Here is a 19,318-nt window from a genome sequence, read left to right on the forward strand (position 1 = left end):
GGCGTGCCCTTCGTTTGCCGGTTCAGCGGGTGAAGCGGTCGGGGTCGGCCGCGTACCAGTCGGCTGCCCAGCTTTCGGGCGGCGATGCGAGCAGTTGTCCGCGGGCGAGCCAGACGTGGAGTTCGGCATACGAGCGGACGGTGTGAGCCCCCACCCGCTGGAGCAGCATGTGGGGGCGCAGGCCGCGTGGGTCGTCGACGCCCATGGCTGCCATGATCTGGAGCGCACTCTTGACCGTCGCCTCCTGGTAGCGCCGAACGCGCTGCGCCTTGTCGCCGACGTCCAAGGCGCGGTCGCGCCGCTCGTCCTGCGTGGCGACCCCGACGGGACAGGTGTTGGTGTGGCAGCGCTGGGCCTGGATGCAGCCCGTCGCGAACATCATGGCGCGGGCCGAGTTGGTGTAGTCCGCGCCCTGGGCGCGGCGTTTGACGAGGTCGCTGCCGGTGGCGACCTTGCCGGAGGCTCCGATCCGGATGCGGTCGCGCAGCCCGGAGCCGACGAGGGCATTGTGGACGGGACGGGCGTGCCGCTGGCGAGCTCGCGCATGCGGGCCAGGAAGCCCACCAGCTCGCGCGGGGTGGAGTACACGGGGGAGATGACGGTCTCTCCCTGCTGAACACCGCACACCCGGGCAATCTCCCCGTTCACCTTGGCGCCGGGAAGGACGCCGCCGATGCCGGGCTTGGCGCCCTGACTGATTTTCAGCGACACGCCCTTGACCTGTGGGTGCGCCGCCTTCTCGGCGAACTGCCGCTCGTCGAGGCCTCCGTCGTCGGTGCGGCACCCGAAGTATCCGGTGCCGATCTCCCACACGAGGTCCCCGCCGGGACGCAGGTGGTACTCGGACAGGCCGCCCTCGCCGGTGTCGTGGGCGAAACCGCCCGACTGCGCACCGGTGTTGAGGGCGAGGAGGGCGCTGGCGGACAGGGAGCCGAAGCTCATCGCCGAGATGTTGAGCAGGGCCATGTCGTACGGCTTGGTGCAGTCGGGTCCGCCGACCCGGACCCGGGGCGGGTCGGTCCGTACCAGGCGCGGGGCCATGGACGGGGTGAGGTATTCGCTACCGGGTCGGTGAAGGTCGAGTTCGGTACCGGACGGCTCTTCGGCGTCGGTGCCCTTGGCCCGATCGTAAGCGATGCTGCAGGCGTCGCGGTCGAAGGGGCGGCGGTCGGTGTTCGGCTCTATGAAGTACTGCTGGATCTCCGGCCGCAGCGCCTCCAGGGCGAACCGGAGATGCCCGAGCAGGGGGTAGTTCCGCAGGATGGAATGCCGTCGTTGCAGGAGGTCGTACGAGGCCACCAGGACGAGCAGCAGCAACGGCCGGCCACGGCCCACCACCAGGGCGAGACGAGAACGGCGGCGACTGCGGCGACCGCCGCCGCGCCGGGCAGGATCAGGGTGAGCACTTCATCACGCCCCGCTTGTGCCCCGACGACCGCGCGTCAACCAACCCGGAGGTACCGGCGGCCGTCGGGTCACCGTTCGCCTGGGCTTCCGCGAGGTGACGGTTGCTTATGGCTGCGTTGTACGGCGACCCATGGCGGCGGCGCCCGCTCCCGGTTCCGGGTCCAGCAGGATGCGCGGCAGGGCTTCCGGGTGCTTCTGCGCGAGCCAGGCGATCAGCTGCTCCCGTACGGCGCAGCGCACCGTCCACAGATCGTCGGCGTCCTTGGCCGTGACGATGACTCGCACCACGATGGTGGAGGGCGTCGTCTCGGTGACGGCGAGGTCCCAGCCGCGGCCGTCCCACTGCTTGCAGGTGTGCAGGATCTCTTCGGCCTTGTCGCGCATGAGGTCCACGGGCGCGCGGTGGTCGCAGTGGAGGAACACGGTGCCGGTCATCTGGACGCCGCCGCGCGACCAGTTCTCGAACGGGCGGTTGGTGAAGTAGGAGACGGGCATGGTGATGCGGCGTTCGTCCCAGGTGCGTACGGCGAGGAAGGTGAGGGTGATGTCCTCGACCACCCCCCACTCACCCGCGACGACGACCGTGTCGCCGATGCGCACCATGTCGCCGAAGGCGATCTGGAAACCCGCGAAGAGGTTTCCGAGGGTGGACTGGGCGGCGATGCCGGCCACGATCCCGATGATCCCGGCGGAAGCGAGCACGGAGGTGCCGAGTGCGCGGAAGCTCGGGAAGGTGACGAGCATCGCGGCGATCGCGACGACGGCCACGAGGACCGTCACCACCCGCATGATCAGGGTCACCTGGGTGCGGACGCGGCGCAGCCGGGCCGGGTCGCGGGTAGCGGTGGCATAGCGGGCGTACCCCGACTCGACGGCGGCGGAGGCCACGGCCACCATCAGCCAGGCCCCCGCGCCGATCAGGGTGAGCGAGAGGAGCCGGCCCACGGCGGCCGCGTGGTCCTGCAGCGGCGGCCAGGCGATCTGCCGGTAGGCCCCCCGGAGCAGCGCGGCGAGCAGCACGATCAGCAGGGCGCGGCGGCAGCGGCGCAGCAGGTTCCACAGGGGCGTTTCGGGGTGGCGTGCGTCTGCTCGGCGCAGCAGCAGGTCGACGGCCCAACCTGCCGCGAGGGTGAGCAGGATCGAGCCGCCCAGGACGGTCAGCACACGAAGAGCGCTGTTCATATCTCCTCAACGGATGTAGGTGACATGGACGTTCACGCCACTGCCCCGTGGGAGGGACCTGACACAGGAGGGCGAGGACAGTTGTGTCGCGCGGGGTGCCGCGGGGGACCGCCACGGGGCCGCATCAGGAACTCCTGCGCTCCTGCGGGGAGGCCTCCGGCCGGAGCAGCGGCTCATGATCCGGCCGCTGCACGTCGCCGGCATCGGCCACGGGTGGGCGGCCCGCGGACGGGGCCGCAGGCACTGACCCATGGCACTGAGGGAAAGCAGGAGCGGGATCCGGCGGCACCGCACACCTCTCCGGCGCGACCTTGTGCCCGCCGTGGGACTTACCGGGACAGCCATCAGCGGGCTGGCCGTCTTCGGCAAGGCCACCGCGGCGGCCGGCACGCGGATGCCGGTCCTGCCCGTGGTCGCGGCGGTGGTGGTGCTGATCGGCGTGGCGTTCGCCGGATGGGGCCTGTCCCCCGTGCGCCCGGCCTTCGCCCAGACCGAGGCGAATGGCTCCGGCTGCCTGCCTCGCGGCAGCGGCTTCGTCTTGACGGTCGACGTCTGAAAGATCGATAAGACGTCTTGGCGGATATCCACGCCAGCGTGGGATGAGGCCCCTTGCCGAACAGGCAATGTAAGGTTGGCGAAAGGCAACCACCGATGCTGATGGTTCACCCGGCCGTGCTCCCCGGCCTCGTCGACCGTTACTGGGCTCTGTCCGTACTCGACGCAGCGGAGGACGACTCGCCTGTGCACAGATCGAGGACGTGGAGCGAGTCCTGTGCGTGGCCACCGGCACGGCGGACGTGCACGCGGCCCTGATCGCCGCCCGTCACCACCTGCCGGTACGGGTCCTCTCGACGACTCGGTACTCGCCTCCCACTGATCGGCCCGGCAGCCGTCAGTCGGTGCCCCCGAGGGGCGTTTGGTGCCGGTGGACGGTCACCCGTTCGGATGCCGGGGCGTGCCGACGTGGTGGGTGCGGCAGAGGCTGGGTCCATGGCCGCCCCGCTGACCACCTGTCCGCCTGACCAGCAGGGCCGGAGCCGTGTCATTCATCCGGGTCCTTCCGTCGCTGGCCGGGGAGGGCGCCGTCGACAGGCGAGCAGAGGAGCAGCGATGACCGGGACGGGCCCAATGGTCGTGTTCGCGAACTTCCTCTCGGACTTGGCGGTCGACCTCAACGAGGGGCAGGTCCTGACACAGTGGGCACAGCAGGCGCCGCGGAAGGCGTGGCTGCTTCGGCCCGGTGACGTGCTGGTCACTCCCGTGCCCCTCAGCCCGGAGTTCCTGCGGTACGTGTACGACCTGACGGGGGTGCCCCCGCACACGGTGGCGGTCGTCGAGGTACCGCCCGCCGGAGCCGTGCCGCTGGCGCGGGCGGTGTACGAGGCCGGACTCGCCGAGCACGTACGGGCCCTCGCCGGCGACCGGGGCGCGGCGCTGCTGCCGACGGCACTGGACGCGTCGGCGATCGCCTTCGCCCGGCACATAGGCCTCGCAGTTCATCCGTACCCCACTGTCGAGGCTGCCGAGGGCGCCCTGAAGACGACCATGCTGCTCAACACGAAGACCGGGTTCCGCGGGACGGCCGAACGGCTGGGTATGCGGCTGCCGGCGGGGCGGATGTGCCGGCGGTCGGAGGCGGAAGGGGTGTCTCGCGAGCTCCTGCGGGACTACGAGCGCGTCGTGGTGAAGCCCGACCGGTCGGCGGGAGGGCACGGGTTGCGCTTCGTGTCCCGCGAAGACCTGCGGGGCGGGGCCGTCCTGGCGCTCGATGCGGTCGGAGGGCCCGAGGGCATGTGGGTGGTGGAGGAGTGTCTCGACGTGGCCGAATCGGTCAGCGTCCAGCGGGAGGTCACCACCTCCGGGACACGCGCGCTGTTCAGCGGTGCGATGCGTACGGCGCAGGGCTCCTTCACCGGGTACGCCTCCCCGCTGCCGTCCTCCTGCGTCCACGTGGCCGGCGAGCTGGCGGAGTGGGGGGAGGCGCTGGGCCGCCACCTGGGCGACCACGGTTACGCGGGGCCGTTCGGCCTCGACGCGTTGGTGGACGTGGACGGCGTCGCGTACGCGAGTGAGAGCAACATCCGGCGTACCGCAACCACCACACCCCACACCATGGTCACCCGGCTTACCGCGGGATCGACCAACCGCCAGCCGGCGTGGTCGGTCTCGAAAGGCTGGGCGCACCGCCCGTGGGACTTCGCCGGAGCCCTTGCCCGGCTGCGTGCGTCGCGCCTCGCGTTCGATCTGGAACGCGGCGAGGGCGTGGTCCTCTACGCGGACGCGCCGCTCGACGGCCGTTCCTGGCGGTACGCGGTGATCGGCAGGAACGCCGGGGACGTGGAGGGACAGGAAGCTGCGTTGGCCGCAGTCCTCGCATTCGAGGACCGCTGACCCCGACCAGGCTGCAGAACTGCCTGTTCGAGCTGTTGGCAGTGACGGCCATGGTCATCCTTCCTCCAGCGGCTTGACCGGGCCGGGCTCTGTTTCCCGACGGCCGCAGCTGACATGACTGGCGCCCAGGTGGAAAGCCGCAGCGTATGACAGGCACACCGAAGTCAGCCCCCGACGGGGAACACGAGCGTAAGGACGCCGACCGCGAGAGCGGAGCGGGACCCGGTCCGCAGGTGGAGGAACGGGCCCCCGATCAGCCCACTGAGCTGCCGAATCGGTCCTGGAAGGCCGTGCTACGCGGCACCATGAAGGAGTTCAAGGACGATGAGCTCGCCGACCGGGCGGCAGGGCTGACCTACTACGGAGTGCTGGCGCTGTTCCCGGCCCTGCTGGTGCTGGTGTCCCTGCTGGGCATCGCGGGGCAGTCCACTACCAAGGAGGTCCTGGACAACCTGCAGAAACTGACACCCGGCTCCGCCCGTGACGTGGTCACCAACGCGGTGCAGCAACTCCAGGGCAACGCCGGCGTCGGGTCGATGGTCGCCATCGTCGGCCTGCTCGTCGCCGTCTGGTCCGCCTCCGGCTACATCGCCGCGTTCATCCGCACGGCCAACGCCGTCTACGACATGCCCGAGGGCCGTCCGGTCTGGAAGGTACTGCCGCTGCGCCTGGCTCTGACCGTCACGCTGATGGTCCTCGCGTGCGCCGGCGCACTGATCGTGGTCTTCACCGGCGGTGTGGCGCGGGAAGCTGGTTCTGCGCTGGGCATCGGCGACACCGCCCTGACGGTGTGGTCCATCGCGAAGTGGCCGGTCCTGGTCCTGCTGGTCACGATGATGATCGCGCTTCTCTATTGGGCCTCTCCGAACGCCAAGGGCCGCGGATTCAAGTGGGTCACCCCCGGCAGTTTCCTGGCCCTGCTGATCTGGATGATCGCCTCGGCCGGGTTCGCGTTCTACGTGGCGAACTTCGGCGGCTACAACAAGACGTACGGCACCCTCGCCGGTGTGATCGTCTTCCTGGTGTGGCTGTGGATCACCAACCTCGCCATTCTCCTCGGCCTGGAGTTTGACGCGGAGATGGTCCGCCAGCGGGCGGTGGCGGGAGGAATGCCCGAGGACGAGGAGCCTTACGCCGAACCCCGGGACACCCGTGCCTGGAGCGACGGGGACCGCCGCCGAATGAAACAGTAGAACGTGCGCCTGGGGCTCAGGGGGATACATCGGGCGGATGACCGGTTCACCCCCGGCGCTGAGCGCTCCAAACCCTTGCGGCGCGGTCGGCTTCCCTGGTGGTGGCGGCTTGCGACGCCCCTCCGGCACTCCGCCCCGACCCGCACTGTCTTCCCGGGCTCGACCGCGGTGGTGGTGTGCCGCCCGGCCGGACGCCGCCTACCGAAGCGAGCACCACCTCCCCGCGCGGGGGCCGCACCGCCGGCGAAGCCCGGCTGGGGCGAAGGTCCGCTCATCGCGTTCTGCGCGGTACGCGCCGGGGTGGACTGCCTCTCCGCGCTCTACCTGGCGATCGACCTCGTCCGGCGGGGCGGCACCATCTCCCTGTCGGGCGTCTACGGAGGAACGGCCGACCCCTTGCCGTTGCTGACCATGTTCGACAAGCAGATACAGCTGCGCATGGGCCAGGCCAACGTCTGGCGCTGGGTGGACGACCTCCTCCCGCTCCTCACCAACACGGACCCCCTGGGCGTCGAGGGCTTCGCCACGCACCGCATGGCCTTGGCGGACGCGCCGGCAGCGTACGAAATGTTCCAGAAGAAGCGGGATGGCGCGGTCAAGGTCCTCTTTAAGCCCTGACTCCCTATCCGGCCTTCGCGGGTTCGGCGGCGCAGCCCCGGGGCCGGCGTGGCACTCGCGCGAGGAGGGCCTCATGGGACATCAACGCCGACCACTGCGCGGCCGGACCGTCCTGGTGACCGGCGCTGCGCGGGGACTCGGCGCGGCCATGGCCAGAGAATGCGACCGGTACGGGGCGAGCGTCGCGCTGTTGGGGCTGGAAGCGCCGCTTCTGGCGGAGGTCGCCGGCACGCTGCGCCACCCGCCTCATACTGGGAGGCGGACGTCACGGACGACAAGGCCATGACGCGGGCGGCCGGGGAGGTCCGGGCATGCATGGGACCGGTACCCGTCGGGGCGGCCACGCCGGCATAGCCGAGGGTGCACCCACATGCCGCCGCCCGCCCGGAAGGTCTGTTCAGCCGTCTCGCAGAACGCCGAGGCGACGTCGGCCGCCGGGGGCGGGAGGCACGCCCTCCCAGGCGAGGGGGCGGCGCCGTTCCCACCCAGCGAGTCCGCCTCCCGGTGCCGTACGACGCCCCGCGCGCAGCGCGTGCGGCAGGTCCCTTCAGGACATGGCGGACAAGACCCGGGTCGATCCCCGTCCCACCCGTCAGCCGTCCCCCAAACGCCCGCGCGCCCTGCCCGTCCCCCTTGCGAACAACCCGATCGGGCTCGCGGCGCTCCGGCCGGTGTGATCCGCTGATGGGGAGGGCACCCAGGGAGCCCCGAACCAGCCCCCGAGGGGATCGGTCCGAGGAGGAGGGCACGTGCTCATGAGTGAGTCCGATGCGGCGGCGATGACGTCTGCCAGCACCAGCCCGGGGAAGAGCCTTCGGAGGCCCAGCCGGATGGACGACGGCCTGGGGAAGTCCGACACCGTCGACCTGCTCGACCAGGGGCGCTCGCTGACTCAATCCTCTCCCGCTCCGCCGTTGCGCTGGTTCGGTGCTGAAGAGGCCCAGGACCGACGATGCCCTTGACCCCGCGGGACCCCGAGACGCTCAAGCGATTGATCGCGCGTGAGGTGGATGGGCTGCGTGCTGCCGCCACTCGCCGTGCGGGCGTTCGGAGCGACGACGCGCCGGTCTCTAAGGCCCCTCCCCCTCCGCCGTGGCCTGCCCCTGCGGAGGGGACGAGGACCGGACGCACGCGTGTGGAGCCGCGCGAGACGGGGACGACCCGTGGGCTTGTGTCTGCGCGACCCTTCCCGCCATTCCGGTGTCTGCGGCCGTTCTCGTGCCGGTACGGGACGGCGAGGGCCGAACGGTGGATTTCACCGTGCGGGCCGGGAACCACGTCCGCGCGGCCGAGTGGCTGGAGAGCTCCGCCGCCTGTACCGGCCGCAGGCTCCTCGAGGTCCAGCCCGGCGCGGCGGCCGGAGGACTGATCGACGCCCTGTCCGAGGTCCTCGACCGAGGGCACGCCCTGGAGTCGTACGCCGTGGACTACACGGAGCAGCGAGCGGACGGGCTGCACCGCACACAGTTGCTCTACGACGCCGCGTCCTGCGGGGGCCACGTGCTCGTCACCTGGCGGCCCGCCCGCAACCGGACGGAGCTGCTCTCACTCGACGCGCAGTACATCGCCTCCATGGGGTGGGGGACGTGGGACCTGTTGTCCGGCAAAGCCACTTGGTCGGAGGGTATGGCCTCCATCTTCCGAATGGAGGCCGGGCGGACCCTCTCACTGGCAGAGCTGTGCGACGCCGTTCTGCTGGAGGACGTGTGGCGCTTCGGCAAGCTGCTCACCGGGCTGCTGGACGGGGAGGAGCCGCCGGGTGCGGAGATTCGCTTCAGCGTGAGGGGAGAAGTACTCACCCTGCACCTGGTGGGGCACTCCGTCATCGCCAGGGACGGGCTGCCCTGGGCCCTGCACCTCATCGCCCGGGATCTGAGTGCGCAAGTGCGCAGCCGCCAGAAACTGGCGGTCACCCGGCTGCGCACGGAACAGCTCGCGGAGGAGGCGGCCGCGGAACGCCGTGTGGCTTCGGTGCTCCGTGAGGCACTTCTGCCCACGCATTCCACGGCGCTCGCCGAGATCGGGCTCGCCGTCGCGGCGGCGTACCTGCCCTCCGAATCCGAGGCGATCGGCGGCGACTGGTACAAGTGCCGCCGACTGCCCGACGGGCGCGGCGCGTCCTGGCGGCCATCGGTGATGCATCGGGACACGGCCTCGGCGCCGTCGCCCGCATGGCCCAGCAGCGCCACGCACTCGCCGGCCTCGCGCACGCCCCAGGCACCGACGCGGGCCAGTTGACGACCTGGCTCAACGAGCTGTTGTGCGCCGATCCCAGCGCGGAGACCGCGACGGGGATCATCGGGCACATCGACGCGGAGCGCACGCTGCGCTGGGCGTGTGCGGGCCACCCGGCGCCGCTCCTCCTGCGGGACGGACAGGCGTCGGTCCTCGGCACCGAGCACCGGGGACCCCTCTTCGGGCTGATGCCGGGCCACGCATACGCCACGGCGGACGTGCAGCTCCGGCCCCACGACCTGTTGCTCCTGTACACGGACGGCATGGTCGAGCGACGGGGCGAGGACATCACGGACGGCATCGACGCCCTGCCGGCCGCATTCGAAACCTGCGGCGGGCTCGCCGCCCAGGAGGCTCTCGATCGCATCATGAGCCGCTACGCGGTCGAGGACCACGAGGACGACACCTGCCTCGTCGTTCTGCGTTTGGAGTGACAGCGCAGACCCGGGCAGGCGAGCACGGCCGGCTTCAACCTCGCCGGCAGCGAGACCTTTCACGACCGGATCAGTACGAAGCCGCTGCGGGGCGCGGTGGGGACGCGGGTCAGGGGGATGGTGAGGTCCTGGTCGGGGACGTCGTAGTCGAGCTGTGCGAGTTCGGCGGTGATTGCCGACAGGGCCGTCACGGTGATGTCTTCGCCGGGGCAGCGGTGGCCGCGGGCGGCGTCGCCGCCGCCCTGGGGGATCAGGTTGGCGAGCGGGTCGTCCGCGCCGTTCGGGCTGGTGAAGCGGTGCGGGTCGAAGCGGTAGGGGTGGTCCCACAGGGCCGGGTCGTGGTTCTGCCCGTAGAGGTCGAGCAGGATCAGGGTGTCCTTGCGGACGTCTTCGCCCCGCCAGGTCAGGTCGCGGGTGGCGAGGCCGCCGACGAAGGGGGCGAAGGGGTAGAAGCGGCGCACCTCGTGGGCGAACGCTTCGGCGTAGGTCCCCTCGGGATCCGAACGCAGGAGTTCACGGTGGTGGGGCCACCGGTGCAGGGCGTGGGCGACGAACGCGGCGAACCAGGCGATGGCGATCGTGGGCCGGATGATGTTCAGCAGTTCCACCGCTGCGGTGTGCGGGTCCAGGAGGGCGCCGTCCACGTCGCGGTGCCAGGCCACCGTCTCCAGGGCGGAAGCCTTGGTGTCGGCCTCCTGGGTGCCGCGGACTCGAGTGACCAGCGCGGCGAGGGCCTTCTCCTGGCGGGCCCGGGCGCGGCGTGCGCGCAGGTGCCGGGGCCAGGGAGTGGCGAACCCGTCGACCATGGCCGTGCAGTCGCGTGCCATCTGGGAGGCCTCCGCGTCGGACAGCGGGAGTCCCGCCCAGTCACCCACGGCCAGGGCGAGGACCCTGGCGGTCTCGTCGAAGAGCACCACCCGGCCCCGCTGCCATCCGGCCACCGCTTCGCGCCACCGCCGGCTGACGTGGCCGCCGAGCGTGGCGATGCCCTTCTCGTCCTTGAGGAGGGCGATGAACATCGCCTTGCGGACCCGGTGGGCCTCACCGTCCAGGGTGTGGACGGCGCCCTGTCCGAACAGGGTGTCGAGGACGGGATCCGGGAGGGCCGCGGTGCGTAGGACGTGGCGTTCGTCGTAGAAGAAGGCGGCGGCTTCCGGGCCCTGCAGGGCGATCGTCGGCCTGCCCAGCAGGCGAGTCCTGAAGGTGCCGTCCGAAGCGGTGCGCATCCGGTCGGGCAGCCAGGCGTAGCCGCGGGTCAGGAGACTGAGCGTGCTGTCACTGAAAGAGAACATGAAACTCGCGTACCCGGTTGGTTGTCCCGCACACGCCCCTCGGCCTGTCGCCACCCGGCTCGCCCCGGCCCTTCACCCTCACGCGGGAGGGCCCCTCAGCCGCGGAGAGAGGGCGGCTACCCCCAGTGGAGCTGATCAGTCCCGTTCCGCTCGTCGCGGGCGTGGTCGGGCTCGGGCCGCGCCGCGATCGGTGGCCGCCGCCCGGCCCGCCCCGGTCCGCGTGATCTCCGTCAGGCTGGGCAGGCGCTGGTGGCGAACAAGTCGGTGCGGACGAGAGGCGTGAAGATCCGATGACCGAATACGAGCGATCCCGCACGATGCCCGCCCTCCCCGAGCACGTCTTCGACCAGGCCGGCAACGTCGACCAGATGGGTCAGTGGCTCCCCGGCGGACTGCACGTGCATGCGCAGGAGTTGCCGGCCGTGACCGTGCACGAGGACGGTGCGGCGGATGACAAGGCTGCCGTACTGCGCGCACGGAAGGATCAGATGCGGCTCGAATGGGGCACCAGGGAGGGCGGCGGCTACACTGGCTGGCTCCAGGTGGCCGGTCTTGACGGTGGTCCACCGAGGTCACCGCACACCTCTCGTTCTTCGCCGAGGAGAACGACCCCGGAGAACAGGCCGTGAACGAAGCCCTCGACCGCAGCCTTGAGCGACTGGAGCAGCAGGTGCGCCTACGCGTCGACGGCGCGGCGGGCTGACCTGCGGAGGCGCAGCCGCTGCGTGGCGCGGCGTGCAGTCGGTGCCTCGGTGTGGTGTTGGCGTTGCGCCCTGACATGTCCACGGTGCGCGCCGTGTTCTGACTCGGGTCTTCGGACTCGCTCCAGGACTGCCGCCCCCAGCGGGGGGAAGCCGGAAGCCCTGTACCGCCCTGGCAGTTCCTGGGACCCGTCGCGATCGTCACTCTGGGTCCCGACGGGCACGGTTTCGTTTCCGCGCTGCCGGGATGCCGGGATGCCGGGATGCCGGGATGCCGGGACGCAGGGAGAGGCTCGGCCGGATCCTGGCGCTCATCCCCCCGGCCGTCGACTCCCTCGTTCTGGACCTCGACGACATCCTGGCTGCCGTCCACACCTGGGCCGCTGAGCGTGCCGCCTACGTCGCGACGATCCGCGATGGTTCGGGCGGCGGGAGACTGCGCCCCCGCCGGTCCTCCTTTTCACGCGGCCCGCGACGCGTACCGGTCGGGAGGCCGGGCCCGACGTGTTGCGGCACGCCCTGCACGCGCGAGCCCTTGCCCCGCCGGATGACACCTCGCCGCTGATGCTCGGCACAGGGGCCGCACAGGGGCCGCACAGGGCCCGTCGGCCCGTCGGTTTGGGGCCGTGAGTGCCGGGCAGACGCCGACTGCCGCCCCGTCGTGTCGAAGGCAGGGCGGACCGGAGCGCAGGAACCGGACAGAGTTTCGGAGGCGGGCGATGAAGGCGCGCACGGAAGCCGCTGCCGTGGCGGGCGAGCGGGAGGCCGGACGGGAGTACGACGCGACCCCCTACTTGCCGTCGCGCGGCGGGTTGGCGGGGTTGCGGCGGGCCGCGGTCGACTGCCGGGGGTGCCCGCTGTTCCGGGATGCCACGCAGACGGTGTTCGGCAAGGGTCCGGCCCTCGCACGGCTGATGCTGGTGGGTGAGCAGCCCGGCGACCAGGAGGACGTGCAGGGTGAGCCGTTCGTGGGCCCGGCGGGGCGCTTGCTGCGCAAGGCGCTCGAGGAGGCAGGGCTCGGGGACGAGGACGCTTACCTCACCAACGCGGTCAAGCACTTCAAGTTCACGTCGGCCCCACGGGGCAAGCCCCGCATCCACAAGGCTCCCAGCCTGCGCGAGATGTCCGCCTGTCGGCCCTGGTTGATGGAGGAACTGAGGCTGGTGGGACCTGAGGTGCTGGTCGTGCTGGGAGGCACGGCAGGCAAGGCGCTGCTCGGCTCCTCGTTCCGCGTGGGAGAGCAGCGCGGCCTATTGCTGCCGATGCCACCGGTGGCCGCCCTGGACGGCGGGGAGGCGGTCGCGGGGACCGGGCAACTGCTGGCGACGATCCATCCGTCGGCCGTCCTGCGGTCCGGCGACCGGGAGTCCGCCTTTTCGGGTCTTGTCGCGGACCTGTCCGTGGCCGCCACCGCACTGGAGTGAGTTGTGAATGAGCCGCCGTCACCCGGGCAGGCGCACTGCGTACCGCGGGATCGCACCCATCCCGTCCGCACGCGAGTTGAGGAGTGACCATGCCTCGTGGTTCGAGTCCCAAGCGTGAACGCCAGTACGAGCACATCAAGGAGAGCGCCGAGGATCGCGGTGAGAGCACCAAGCGGGCGAAGGAGATCGCCGCGCGCACCGTAAACAAGGAACGCGCCCGCTCCGGGGAGTCGAAGACGGCGAGCCGGTCCTCCACGCAGGACATGTCGTCCTCAAAGCGCGGTGGCCAGCGCTCCCACAGCGGCTCGCAGGGTCCGACGAAGGACCAGCTGTACAACGAGGCGAAGCACCGGGGCATCGAGGGCCGTTCCAAGATGGACAAGGCCGAACTCAAGCGGGCCCTCGGCCACTGAACCCGCCGCCAGGGCGGCGGGAACCCCCGTCACCACGCGAGGTGATGTCGTGGCTCTCGAGGCCGTCATCGGTGACGATGACGGGCTCGCCCGAACGGTGCCCTGTAGGGGCGGCCTCGCCCGGCGCGGCCGCCTTTGCCCATGCAGCACCGGCAGCCGACGCGGACCACCGTGATGACGTCCGGCGGGCGGGCCGTCCCCCCAGCCGCCCCGAGGATGCTGGAACGGCACCCGGACGGCATCGACGGCCCGTCCTCATGCAGAAGAACCTTCCGGACCATGCCCCGACTGGATCCACCGCGCCGAGCTGCCCAAGGAGGGCGGCACCGTCACCTATGTGGCCTGCGACGACACCGCCACCCTGCTCCACCTCGCCGACCAGGCGTGCATAACCCCCACCGCTTGCTGTCCAAGGCCGACCGGCCCGATTACCCCGATCGGTTGGTGTTCGACCTCGACCCTCCCGGTGAGGACGTCGCCCTGGTGCGCGAGGCGGCGACAGGGCTCCACGCGCTACGAGCGTTTTGGGGATGCTCGGCCTGACCGAGGGGACCTCGCCTCCGACGTGGCCCGGGAGAGGGCCGAACTGCACTGCCGGGAAGAGCTCTACCGCAGTGGACGCCCCGCGCCCGACATCAGGGGCGGACGGTGGTCTTGGTCGACGACGGGCTCGTCACCGGCGTCCCCGCGCGCCGGCCGTCCCGCCCGCCTGATCCTGGCCGTACCGGTCTCTTCCCCGAAGCCGCGGAAACGATCAGGGCGGATCCGACGTCGTGTGCCTGCACCGGCCTGATCCGTTCCGGTCCGTCGGAGAGTGGTACGAGGCACGTCGTAGAGGGAGGATCCTCTCCCGCTATCGCTCCGATGCCGACTTCCGGATGGCCGGGTACGCCGATCTTGCGGGCCACGAGCACGTCCAGTGGCACGTGCAGGGCGCGGGCAACCTCTGCGGCGACCGGCACCCCGCCGCGCGGCAGTGCCGGGTCGACCGTGTCGGTGAGGTCGCCGTCACCCACCCGTTCGAGGAGCCGGAGGGTGAGCTGCTGCTCACCCGCCTGCCGGTGGTCGTAGAACAGCATCGGGAGTCCCCTCGGGAACGGATCGCATCCTGGTGGGCCAGGCCTCCTCGGCGCCTCCCGCGATCATGAGGACCGGTGCCCGCACCGGGGGCTGGGCTTCTTGCGCGGGCTGTGCCGCGAATTGCCGCTGCCGTGGGCGAAGGTCACCACTGCCAAGCCGCGGAGGAAGCACCAGGTTCTCGGCGATGGCGGCGATGATCCGCCGACCGGTACGGAACGGCACGGCTTGTGAGGTCACCACCCGCTCCTTCCGCCCCTTCCCCAGGCGTGCGCGGGGGAGTGGGAAGTCAGCCGCTCAGTCGGCGCACCGCACGGCTGCAGGGCGGGAGCGTCACCCGGGAGGGTCAACTGGCAGGGTTCCAGCCCCTCAGATTGGGGGACCGTCCTGTTGGCTGCCGTGGAGGCAGGTGTTAGGCAGCGGCTTCACCCACACCGGCCCGAGGGGCAGACGGATGAACCGGACACCGACACCCACGGCCCTCCGGTCGGCGCGGCCGCCGCCGCGGCCGCTGTCACCACCCGGGTCGTGCTCGGGCGCGCGACCGGCGTGGTGATGGCGTGCTCTCTACCGCCGAAACCGCCCGCCGCATCCTCCTGAACCCGGCCGAGGCGGCGGGTGTCACGCCCCAGCTGATGGTGCGGACCGCTGCCGCGATGCCACTCCGGGCGGGGAGCCAGACCTGGCGCTCGAACAGGCCCTGCGTGTCATTCCGCTGATCGGCTGCAGAGCGGTCACGGACGGGGGTAGTGCTGGCCAGGGTCGTCTTCGGGTGTCTGCCAGGAGTCCTGCCGGGCCCGCGCCTGTGGGCTCTGGTCGGCCGGCCGAGCCCCGGGGTCGCTGCGCCGCGCGGTGCGCTGGCTCCCGTACCAGACCGCTGCGATCAGGAGCGCTGCCACGATAACGCCGGCAGCGATCAGGGGCAGGGGGGACAAGCCCGAAGCTGCGAGGGAAAATGAGGTGATCATGTGGTGCGGCTACCCGGTTTCGAGCGCCTTGCACGTCCTGAATCTGCGCCCGGTCCCCATCCCCTCCTCATCGGCGAGCCCCTCGAGCGCGCGATGTCACACCGGCGGCGGTGACGGACGGCGGCGCAGTGACGAACCCGCGGACTGGGGAACACGCCACGGCGGCGAGACCGCCGACAGGCAGAGGACCCCGACCAGCACGCCGAGCCACAGTGCGTGACGCCACCGGGACCACAAGCCGGACGGACAGCCCCCACACGCTCTCGTAGCCGCTTTGCAGCATGGTGCCGAAGGACAGGCCGAACACGGCGAGCAGGGCCAAACCGAACGCCGTCGTGGTTCGCCATGCCTGGCCGGGCAGGCGAAGACCCGCCTCGGTCTCCGTTCGGGCAGCCGGCGATACGCCGAGCCCGTCTCCCGGCCATTGCGCGAGCCCTTGTCCCCCGCGAGTATCCGCTGTCGATACGACGATCAGCAGGGGGACCAGCGTGAGGAATCCGAGCGCGGCGAAGCCGAGGGAGCGCTGCCGCAGCTCCAGGCCCCGGACGCGTCCCCAGCGGCGCCCGGCCCGGGAACGGCGGAGCATGCTGCGCATTCACCCGAAGGGCGACATTCGGTCCGTCCCACCAGATCCGGTCATTTCATTTCGCCGGAACAGGCGCGAGTGCGCCGTCACGACCGCTGTCCCGGCCGGCGAGGTGGCCGCACGGCGGCGTCGTCGGCGGGTTCGGTGACCAGGACGGGCAGGCCGAGGACGACGTGATGCGCATGGCCGCTCCAACCCGCTGTCCCACGGTAGAGCCCTCGTGCCCGGGAATCCATCGCGGTGAGCCGTCGCCGGCCCGGCCGTGGCCCCCATGCACGGGCCCGAGCGGCACGGCGTCCTCAGGGCAGGCTCGCACCCCGGTCTGTCAGCTCTCTCCCGCTGGTCAGATGGGTGAAAGCCCAAGCCGCCGCCATCCGTTGAGGGGGCATGACCCAGATGTGCCAGAAGCCCGCCACGGGACGATCTTGGAGTGCGGGCGGTCGTCACGGCTCGACGTCCGGTGTGAGGATGCGGGTTGAGCGGGGCCGGGGGCGTCGGCGGCGGACTGGAGGGCTGCAAAGTCGGCGTGAGCCGCCTCGACAGCGTCGGGGTACGCCTGAGTCTTCTTCTCGTGTTCGGCGCGCGTGGTAGATGCTCGGCGCCGCGCGAACGGCGAGTCCGTCGGGCAGATCCAGCCCGACCTGATCATTGCCACCGGAAAACGCAAGGGCCAAGCCCCCAGCGTCACGAGCACGGTGTGCAGCATGCCGTCGGTGATGACCCGCGGCCGGCCCCTGTTTCCGTGGGCGGGCGCTGTCCGAGGGGCGAGCAGCGGGCGTACCCGATGCGGATGTCCGCGCCCGGGGTGTCCGGGTCGGCGCCGGGGGCGGAGCGCCGGGCCGCCACGGCTGCCCGGTGCCCGGTCGGTCCGCACCCGCAGCCGGCAGCAGGGCCTATCGGCCTTCGTCGTCGGGGCGGGCGGGGTGCGTGCGGATTCGCCTTACGGTTCGAGACCGGCCGTGTGGCGGAACGGGGCGCGGTCATGTCCAGCACGAGTAGGGCGTCCGCGCCTACCCGCCTTGCCCGGACCCACGCCTGCGCTCGCGGGGTGCAGGCCCCCGCCCCGGTCCGTGCGCGGGGTGCGGGCGCGGTGGTGGTGTCGCGGTTGGCCCGGTGAGCGGCCGACCGCGACCGCGGCACCAGTCTCAGGCTCCGGCTGTGGCCGTATACGCGACGTCCGCCCGACCGGTGACCCGTTGGCCGGACTCGCGGCGGAGGAGTGGTTCGGCTTCACAGTGCCCGCAGTGGAGGTCTTATGCGGATCAGCCTTCGACTGCCGTGGGGGTGTGCGTGGCTCCGACGGGTTTGGATTAGGGGGATCCGCGCTGTTGCAGGTACACGCCTTCGTTTGCGGCCTGTCAGCGGTCTCGGAGTCAAGTCTGAGGCGGTGGCATGGGTCGTTGGCTGGCGTCCGCGGCCGGGATGTGCCTCGCAGACGGGTGCGTAGCGCGATGTGCAGCGTGCTTTTCCGTCAGGAGTTCACGCAGTGCCCTCGCGAGCGCTTCGGCGGGCGCAGATGCGGCTGTAGCGGCTGAACGCCTTCCTCTCCGGTTCGCTGAATCCGCTGCGCCTGCGGCTGCTGTCCGTCACGGGCGAACACCTTGTGGGCCGGTGGTCTCGAGCAGGCGGGCGCCACGGACGTCCGCGACCTGTGCGAGGGCCGAGCCGGCACGTAGGTCATGTTCGACGTGCCGCTCACGGCGCGTTCGTCCACATGCTCCGTGAACCGCCGTCCGCCCTGCTGTCCGCCCGTTCCGGGGACAGGTGGTACACGGCGAAGGCCCGGTCGATCACGGGCATCGCCACGTTGCGGACGTGGACACCGCCTGCCGTCATGCCGTGCTCGGTGCCGAGGTGGGCGTGCCCGTGCACGGCGAGGTCCGCTCCGGCCGAGTCGATCGCCTCTGCCAGGTGGTAGCTGCCGAGGAAGGGGTAGATCTCGGGTGGCTCGCCGGCGAGAGTGTCAGGTACGGGCGCGTAGTGCGTGAGGGCGATGCGCAGCGTGCTGCCCCCGTCGTGGAGTTCGCGAAGCGCCCTCGCGAGTCCTTCGGCGCGGGTGCGGCCGTGGCGGATGAACGCCTTCATCTCCGGTTCGCCGAACTCGCTGCCGCTGCGGCCGGCGAAACCTCCGCAGAAGCCCTTCGTTCCCGCTACACCGACCCTGGTCCCGCCGAGATCGAGGACCACGCCGTTGCCTTCCAGCACGTGCACGCCCGCGCCGGTGAGCTGCCGGGTGACGGCCCCTTCCTGGTCGCTCTGGTAGTCGTGGTTTCCGAGTACCGCGACCACGGGCACCGCCAGCCCGGCCACCTCACCCGCCACCACCCCGGCCTCCCGCGCGGTGCCGTGCCGGGTCAGGTCCCCGGCCAGGAGCAGAAGGTCGGCGCAGTCGCCGAGGGTGTCGAAGGCGGGTCGCAGCAGTCCGGCGCTGTCCGGTCCCAGGTGGATGTCACCCACTGCCGCCACGCGGATCACGACAGCTCCTCTGGGTGGTCGGGCGCGCCGTGGTGGCTCACCGTGAGGTCCGCGTACCAGTCTGTGCCCGCCAGCTCTTCACCGGTGACCCGCAGGACGGCCTCGAGACACTTCTCGTCGGCTACGCGGCCCCGGACGACGGTCCGCGCGCCGTGCGTGTCGATCCGTACGCCGAGTTCGGCGATGTCCTCGCGGGCCAGCCGGTCGCGCAGGTGCTCGATGCGGTACTCGATGCTCTCGGTGGCTGTCATGGCCCCTCCTCCGTGCTTTCCTCGCGTTCGATGACGTGGAGTCGTTGGAGCAGGTGGAGAAATGCGTCGGGCAGTGGGGCGGACCGGTGGTCCCGGTCCAGCCGCTTCCAGTCGATCTGCTCCCGCAGCATCCGGGCCATGGGCAGCAGGTCGCCGAAGTCGCAGTAGTGCTCACAGAGCGCGGTGAGGCGGCTCTCCATGAGGTCGGTGGGGGCGAGGACCGGCATCCACACCGAGTCCACCGCCTTGACGCTCGCCCGTTCCAGGAGCTCCGTATTCACGGGACGCCGGGCCAGTTCGAAGATCAGGTCGATCTGCTCCCCGCCCGAGCGGCCCTTGACCAGCCAGTCCTCCGGAGCGCGGCGCATCGCAATGCCCCCGTCCTCCAGGGACTTGATCGCCGCGTCGGCGTCCTCGGGCCGCACACAGAAGTCCGTGTCGTGCTGGAAGTGGGCCGGCAGCCCATGGGCGAACGCGGCAACGCTGCCGGCGAGCGCGAAGGGCTGCCCGGAGCGTTTCAGCAGCGCCGCGACGTGCTTGGTGGTCTCCAGGATCGCCTGGGTGTGATCCTTCGGCAGCTGGTCGTCGTCCGGTCCTGCGGGGCTCAGGCCCGGGTGCTCCGGTCGGGAGTCTTCCCCTGGAGTGTCGAGGCTGAGACGGTTCATGGAGTG

The 19,318-nt window shown here is 71.2% G+C and carries 16 protein-coding genes and 5 pseudogenes; 13 read left to right on the forward strand and 8 right to left on the reverse strand.

Annotated features, from left to right (window positions below):
- Nucleotides 1–22: 22 nt before the first annotated feature.
- Nucleotides 23–1,406 (reverse strand): annotated as a pseudogene (locus AB0M76_RS37340) (FMN-binding glutamate synthase family protein).
- 106 nt (nt 1,407–1,512) lie between these two features.
- Nucleotides 1,513–2,589 (reverse strand): mechanosensitive ion channel domain-containing protein, encoded by a 1,077-nt coding sequence (locus AB0M76_RS37345; RefSeq protein WP_365957184.1) that lies wholly within the window; start codon nt 2,587–2,589, stop codon nt 1,513–1,515.
- 322 nt (nt 2,590–2,911) lie between these two features.
- On the opposite strand from AB0M76_RS37345, the gene AB0M76_RS37350 reads away from it, so the two are divergent.
- The 8 genes and pseudogenes from AB0M76_RS37350 to AB0M76_RS37385 all read left to right on the forward strand — a co-directional run bounded on the left by AB0M76_RS37350 (nt 2,912) and on the right by AB0M76_RS37385 (nt 9,460).
- Nucleotides 2,912–3,145 carry a hypothetical protein gene (locus tag AB0M76_RS37350; RefSeq protein WP_365957185.1) on the forward strand — a complete coding sequence of 78 codons (234 nt, stop codon included), beginning with the start codon at nt 2,912–2,914 and terminating at the stop codon, nt 3,143–3,145.
- Nucleotides 3,146–3,365: 220 nt separating this feature from the next.
- Complete coding sequence (locus tag AB0M76_RS37355) at nt 3,366–3,611, forward strand: hypothetical protein (RefSeq protein ID WP_365957225.1); 246 nt, start codon at nt 3,366–3,368, stop codon at nt 3,609–3,611.
- 88 nt (nt 3,612–3,699) lie between these two features.
- Complete coding sequence (locus AB0M76_RS37360; protein WP_365957186.1) at nt 3,700–4,980, forward strand: peptide ligase PGM1-related protein; 1,281 nt, start codon at nt 3,700–3,702, stop codon at nt 4,978–4,980.
- Between the two features lie 146 nt (nt 4,981–5,126).
- Nucleotides 5,127–6,173: a YihY/virulence factor BrkB family protein gene (locus AB0M76_RS37365; RefSeq protein ID WP_365957187.1), complete on the forward strand. Its 1,047-nt coding sequence runs from the start codon at nt 5,127–5,129 to the stop codon at nt 6,171–6,173.
- Between the two features lie 294 nt (nt 6,174–6,467).
- Nucleotides 6,468–6,791 (forward strand): annotated as a pseudogene (locus tag AB0M76_RS37370) (glutathione-dependent formaldehyde dehydrogenase); the annotation flags it as partial.
- Nucleotides 6,792–6,939: 148 nt separating this feature from the next.
- On the forward strand, nt 6,940–7,077 hold the full coding sequence (locus AB0M76_RS37375; protein WP_365957226.1) for a hypothetical protein: 138 nt from the start codon (nt 6,940–6,942) through the stop codon (nt 7,075–7,077).
- Nucleotides 7,078–7,991: 914 nt separating this feature from the next.
- Nucleotides 7,992–9,029 carry a hypothetical protein gene (locus tag AB0M76_RS37380; protein ID WP_365957188.1) on the forward strand — a complete coding sequence of 346 codons (1,038 nt, stop codon included), beginning with the start codon at nt 7,992–7,994 and terminating at the stop codon, nt 9,027–9,029.
- On the forward strand, nt 8,963–9,460 hold the full coding sequence (locus AB0M76_RS37385; protein ID WP_365957189.1) for a PP2C family protein-serine/threonine phosphatase: 498 nt from the start codon (nt 8,963–8,965) through the stop codon (nt 9,458–9,460). Before AB0M76_RS37380 ends, AB0M76_RS37385 begins: the two co-directional genes overlap by 67 nt.
- Nucleotides 9,461–9,519: 59 nt before the next feature.
- Here AB0M76_RS37385 and AB0M76_RS37390 read toward each other — a convergent pair whose 3' ends face one another.
- Nucleotides 9,520–10,752 (reverse strand): cytochrome P450, encoded by a 1,233-nt coding sequence (locus tag AB0M76_RS37390; protein WP_365957190.1) that lies wholly within the window; start codon nt 10,750–10,752, stop codon nt 9,520–9,522.
- A 290-nt stretch (nt 10,753–11,042) separates the two neighbouring features.
- On the opposite strand from AB0M76_RS37390, the pseudogene AB0M76_RS37395 reads away from it, so the two are divergent.
- From AB0M76_RS37395 to AB0M76_RS37410, 4 genes and pseudogenes are all read left to right on the forward strand, one after another.
- Nucleotides 11,043–11,455, forward strand: a pseudogene (locus AB0M76_RS37395) (SRPBCC family protein).
- A gap of 717 nt (nt 11,456–12,172) precedes the next feature.
- Complete coding sequence (locus AB0M76_RS37400; RefSeq protein WP_365957191.1) at nt 12,173–12,877, forward strand: UdgX family uracil-DNA binding protein; 705 nt, start codon at nt 12,173–12,175, stop codon at nt 12,875–12,877.
- 89 nt (nt 12,878–12,966) lie between these two features.
- Entirely contained in the window at nt 12,967–13,290 is a 324-nt protein-coding gene (locus tag AB0M76_RS37405; protein ID WP_365957192.1) for a plasmid stabilization protein, read from the forward strand.
- A gap of 216 nt (nt 13,291–13,506) precedes the next feature.
- Nucleotides 13,507–13,833 carry a hypothetical protein gene (locus AB0M76_RS37410; protein WP_365957193.1) on the forward strand — a complete coding sequence of 109 codons (327 nt, stop codon included), beginning with the start codon at nt 13,507–13,509 and terminating at the stop codon, nt 13,831–13,833.
- A gap of 293 nt (nt 13,834–14,126) precedes the next feature.
- Here the strand turns inward: AB0M76_RS37410 and AB0M76_RS37415 are convergent.
- Nucleotides 14,127–14,369, reverse strand: a pseudogene (locus AB0M76_RS37415) (phosphoribosyltransferase); the annotation flags it as partial.
- Between the two features lie 732 nt (nt 14,370–15,101).
- The gene (locus tag AB0M76_RS37420; protein WP_365957194.1) at nt 15,102–15,335 is read right to left on the reverse strand and encodes a DUF6479 family protein; all 234 of its coding nucleotides are present in this window, start codon (nt 15,333–15,335) and stop codon (nt 15,102–15,104) included.
- Nucleotides 15,336–17,072: 1,737 nt separating this feature from the next.
- Between AB0M76_RS37420 and AB0M76_RS37425 the strand changes: the two are divergent.
- Nucleotides 17,073–17,159: pseudogene (locus AB0M76_RS37425) on the forward strand (transcriptional repressor); the annotation flags it as partial.
- Between the two features lie 457 nt (nt 17,160–17,616).
- Here the strand turns inward: AB0M76_RS37425 and AB0M76_RS37430 are convergent.
- Genes AB0M76_RS37430 through AB0M76_RS37440 form a run of 3 tightly spaced genes read right to left on the reverse strand, consistent with a single transcriptional unit; the run spans nt 17,617 to nt 19,312 of the window.
- Nucleotides 17,617–18,396, reverse strand: a complete 780-nt coding sequence (locus tag AB0M76_RS37430) for a metallophosphoesterase (protein ID WP_365957195.1) — start codon at nt 18,394–18,396, stop codon at nt 17,617–17,619.
- Nucleotides 18,393–18,647: a hypothetical protein gene (locus tag AB0M76_RS37435; protein ID WP_365957196.1), complete on the reverse strand. Its 255-nt coding sequence runs from the start codon at nt 18,645–18,647 to the stop codon at nt 18,393–18,395. Before AB0M76_RS37435 ends, AB0M76_RS37430 begins: the two co-directional genes overlap by 4 nt.
- Entirely contained in the window at nt 18,644–19,312 is a 669-nt protein-coding gene (locus AB0M76_RS37440) for a hypothetical protein (protein WP_365957197.1), read from the reverse strand. The genes AB0M76_RS37435 and AB0M76_RS37440 overlap by 4 nt, the downstream gene beginning before the upstream one ends.
- Between the last annotated feature and the right edge of the window lie 6 nt (nt 19,313–19,318).

Source organism: Streptomyces sp. NPDC051364, from assembly GCF_040682115.1.
Taxonomy (GTDB): Bacteria; Actinomycetota; Actinomycetes; order Streptomycetales; family Streptomycetaceae; genus Streptomyces.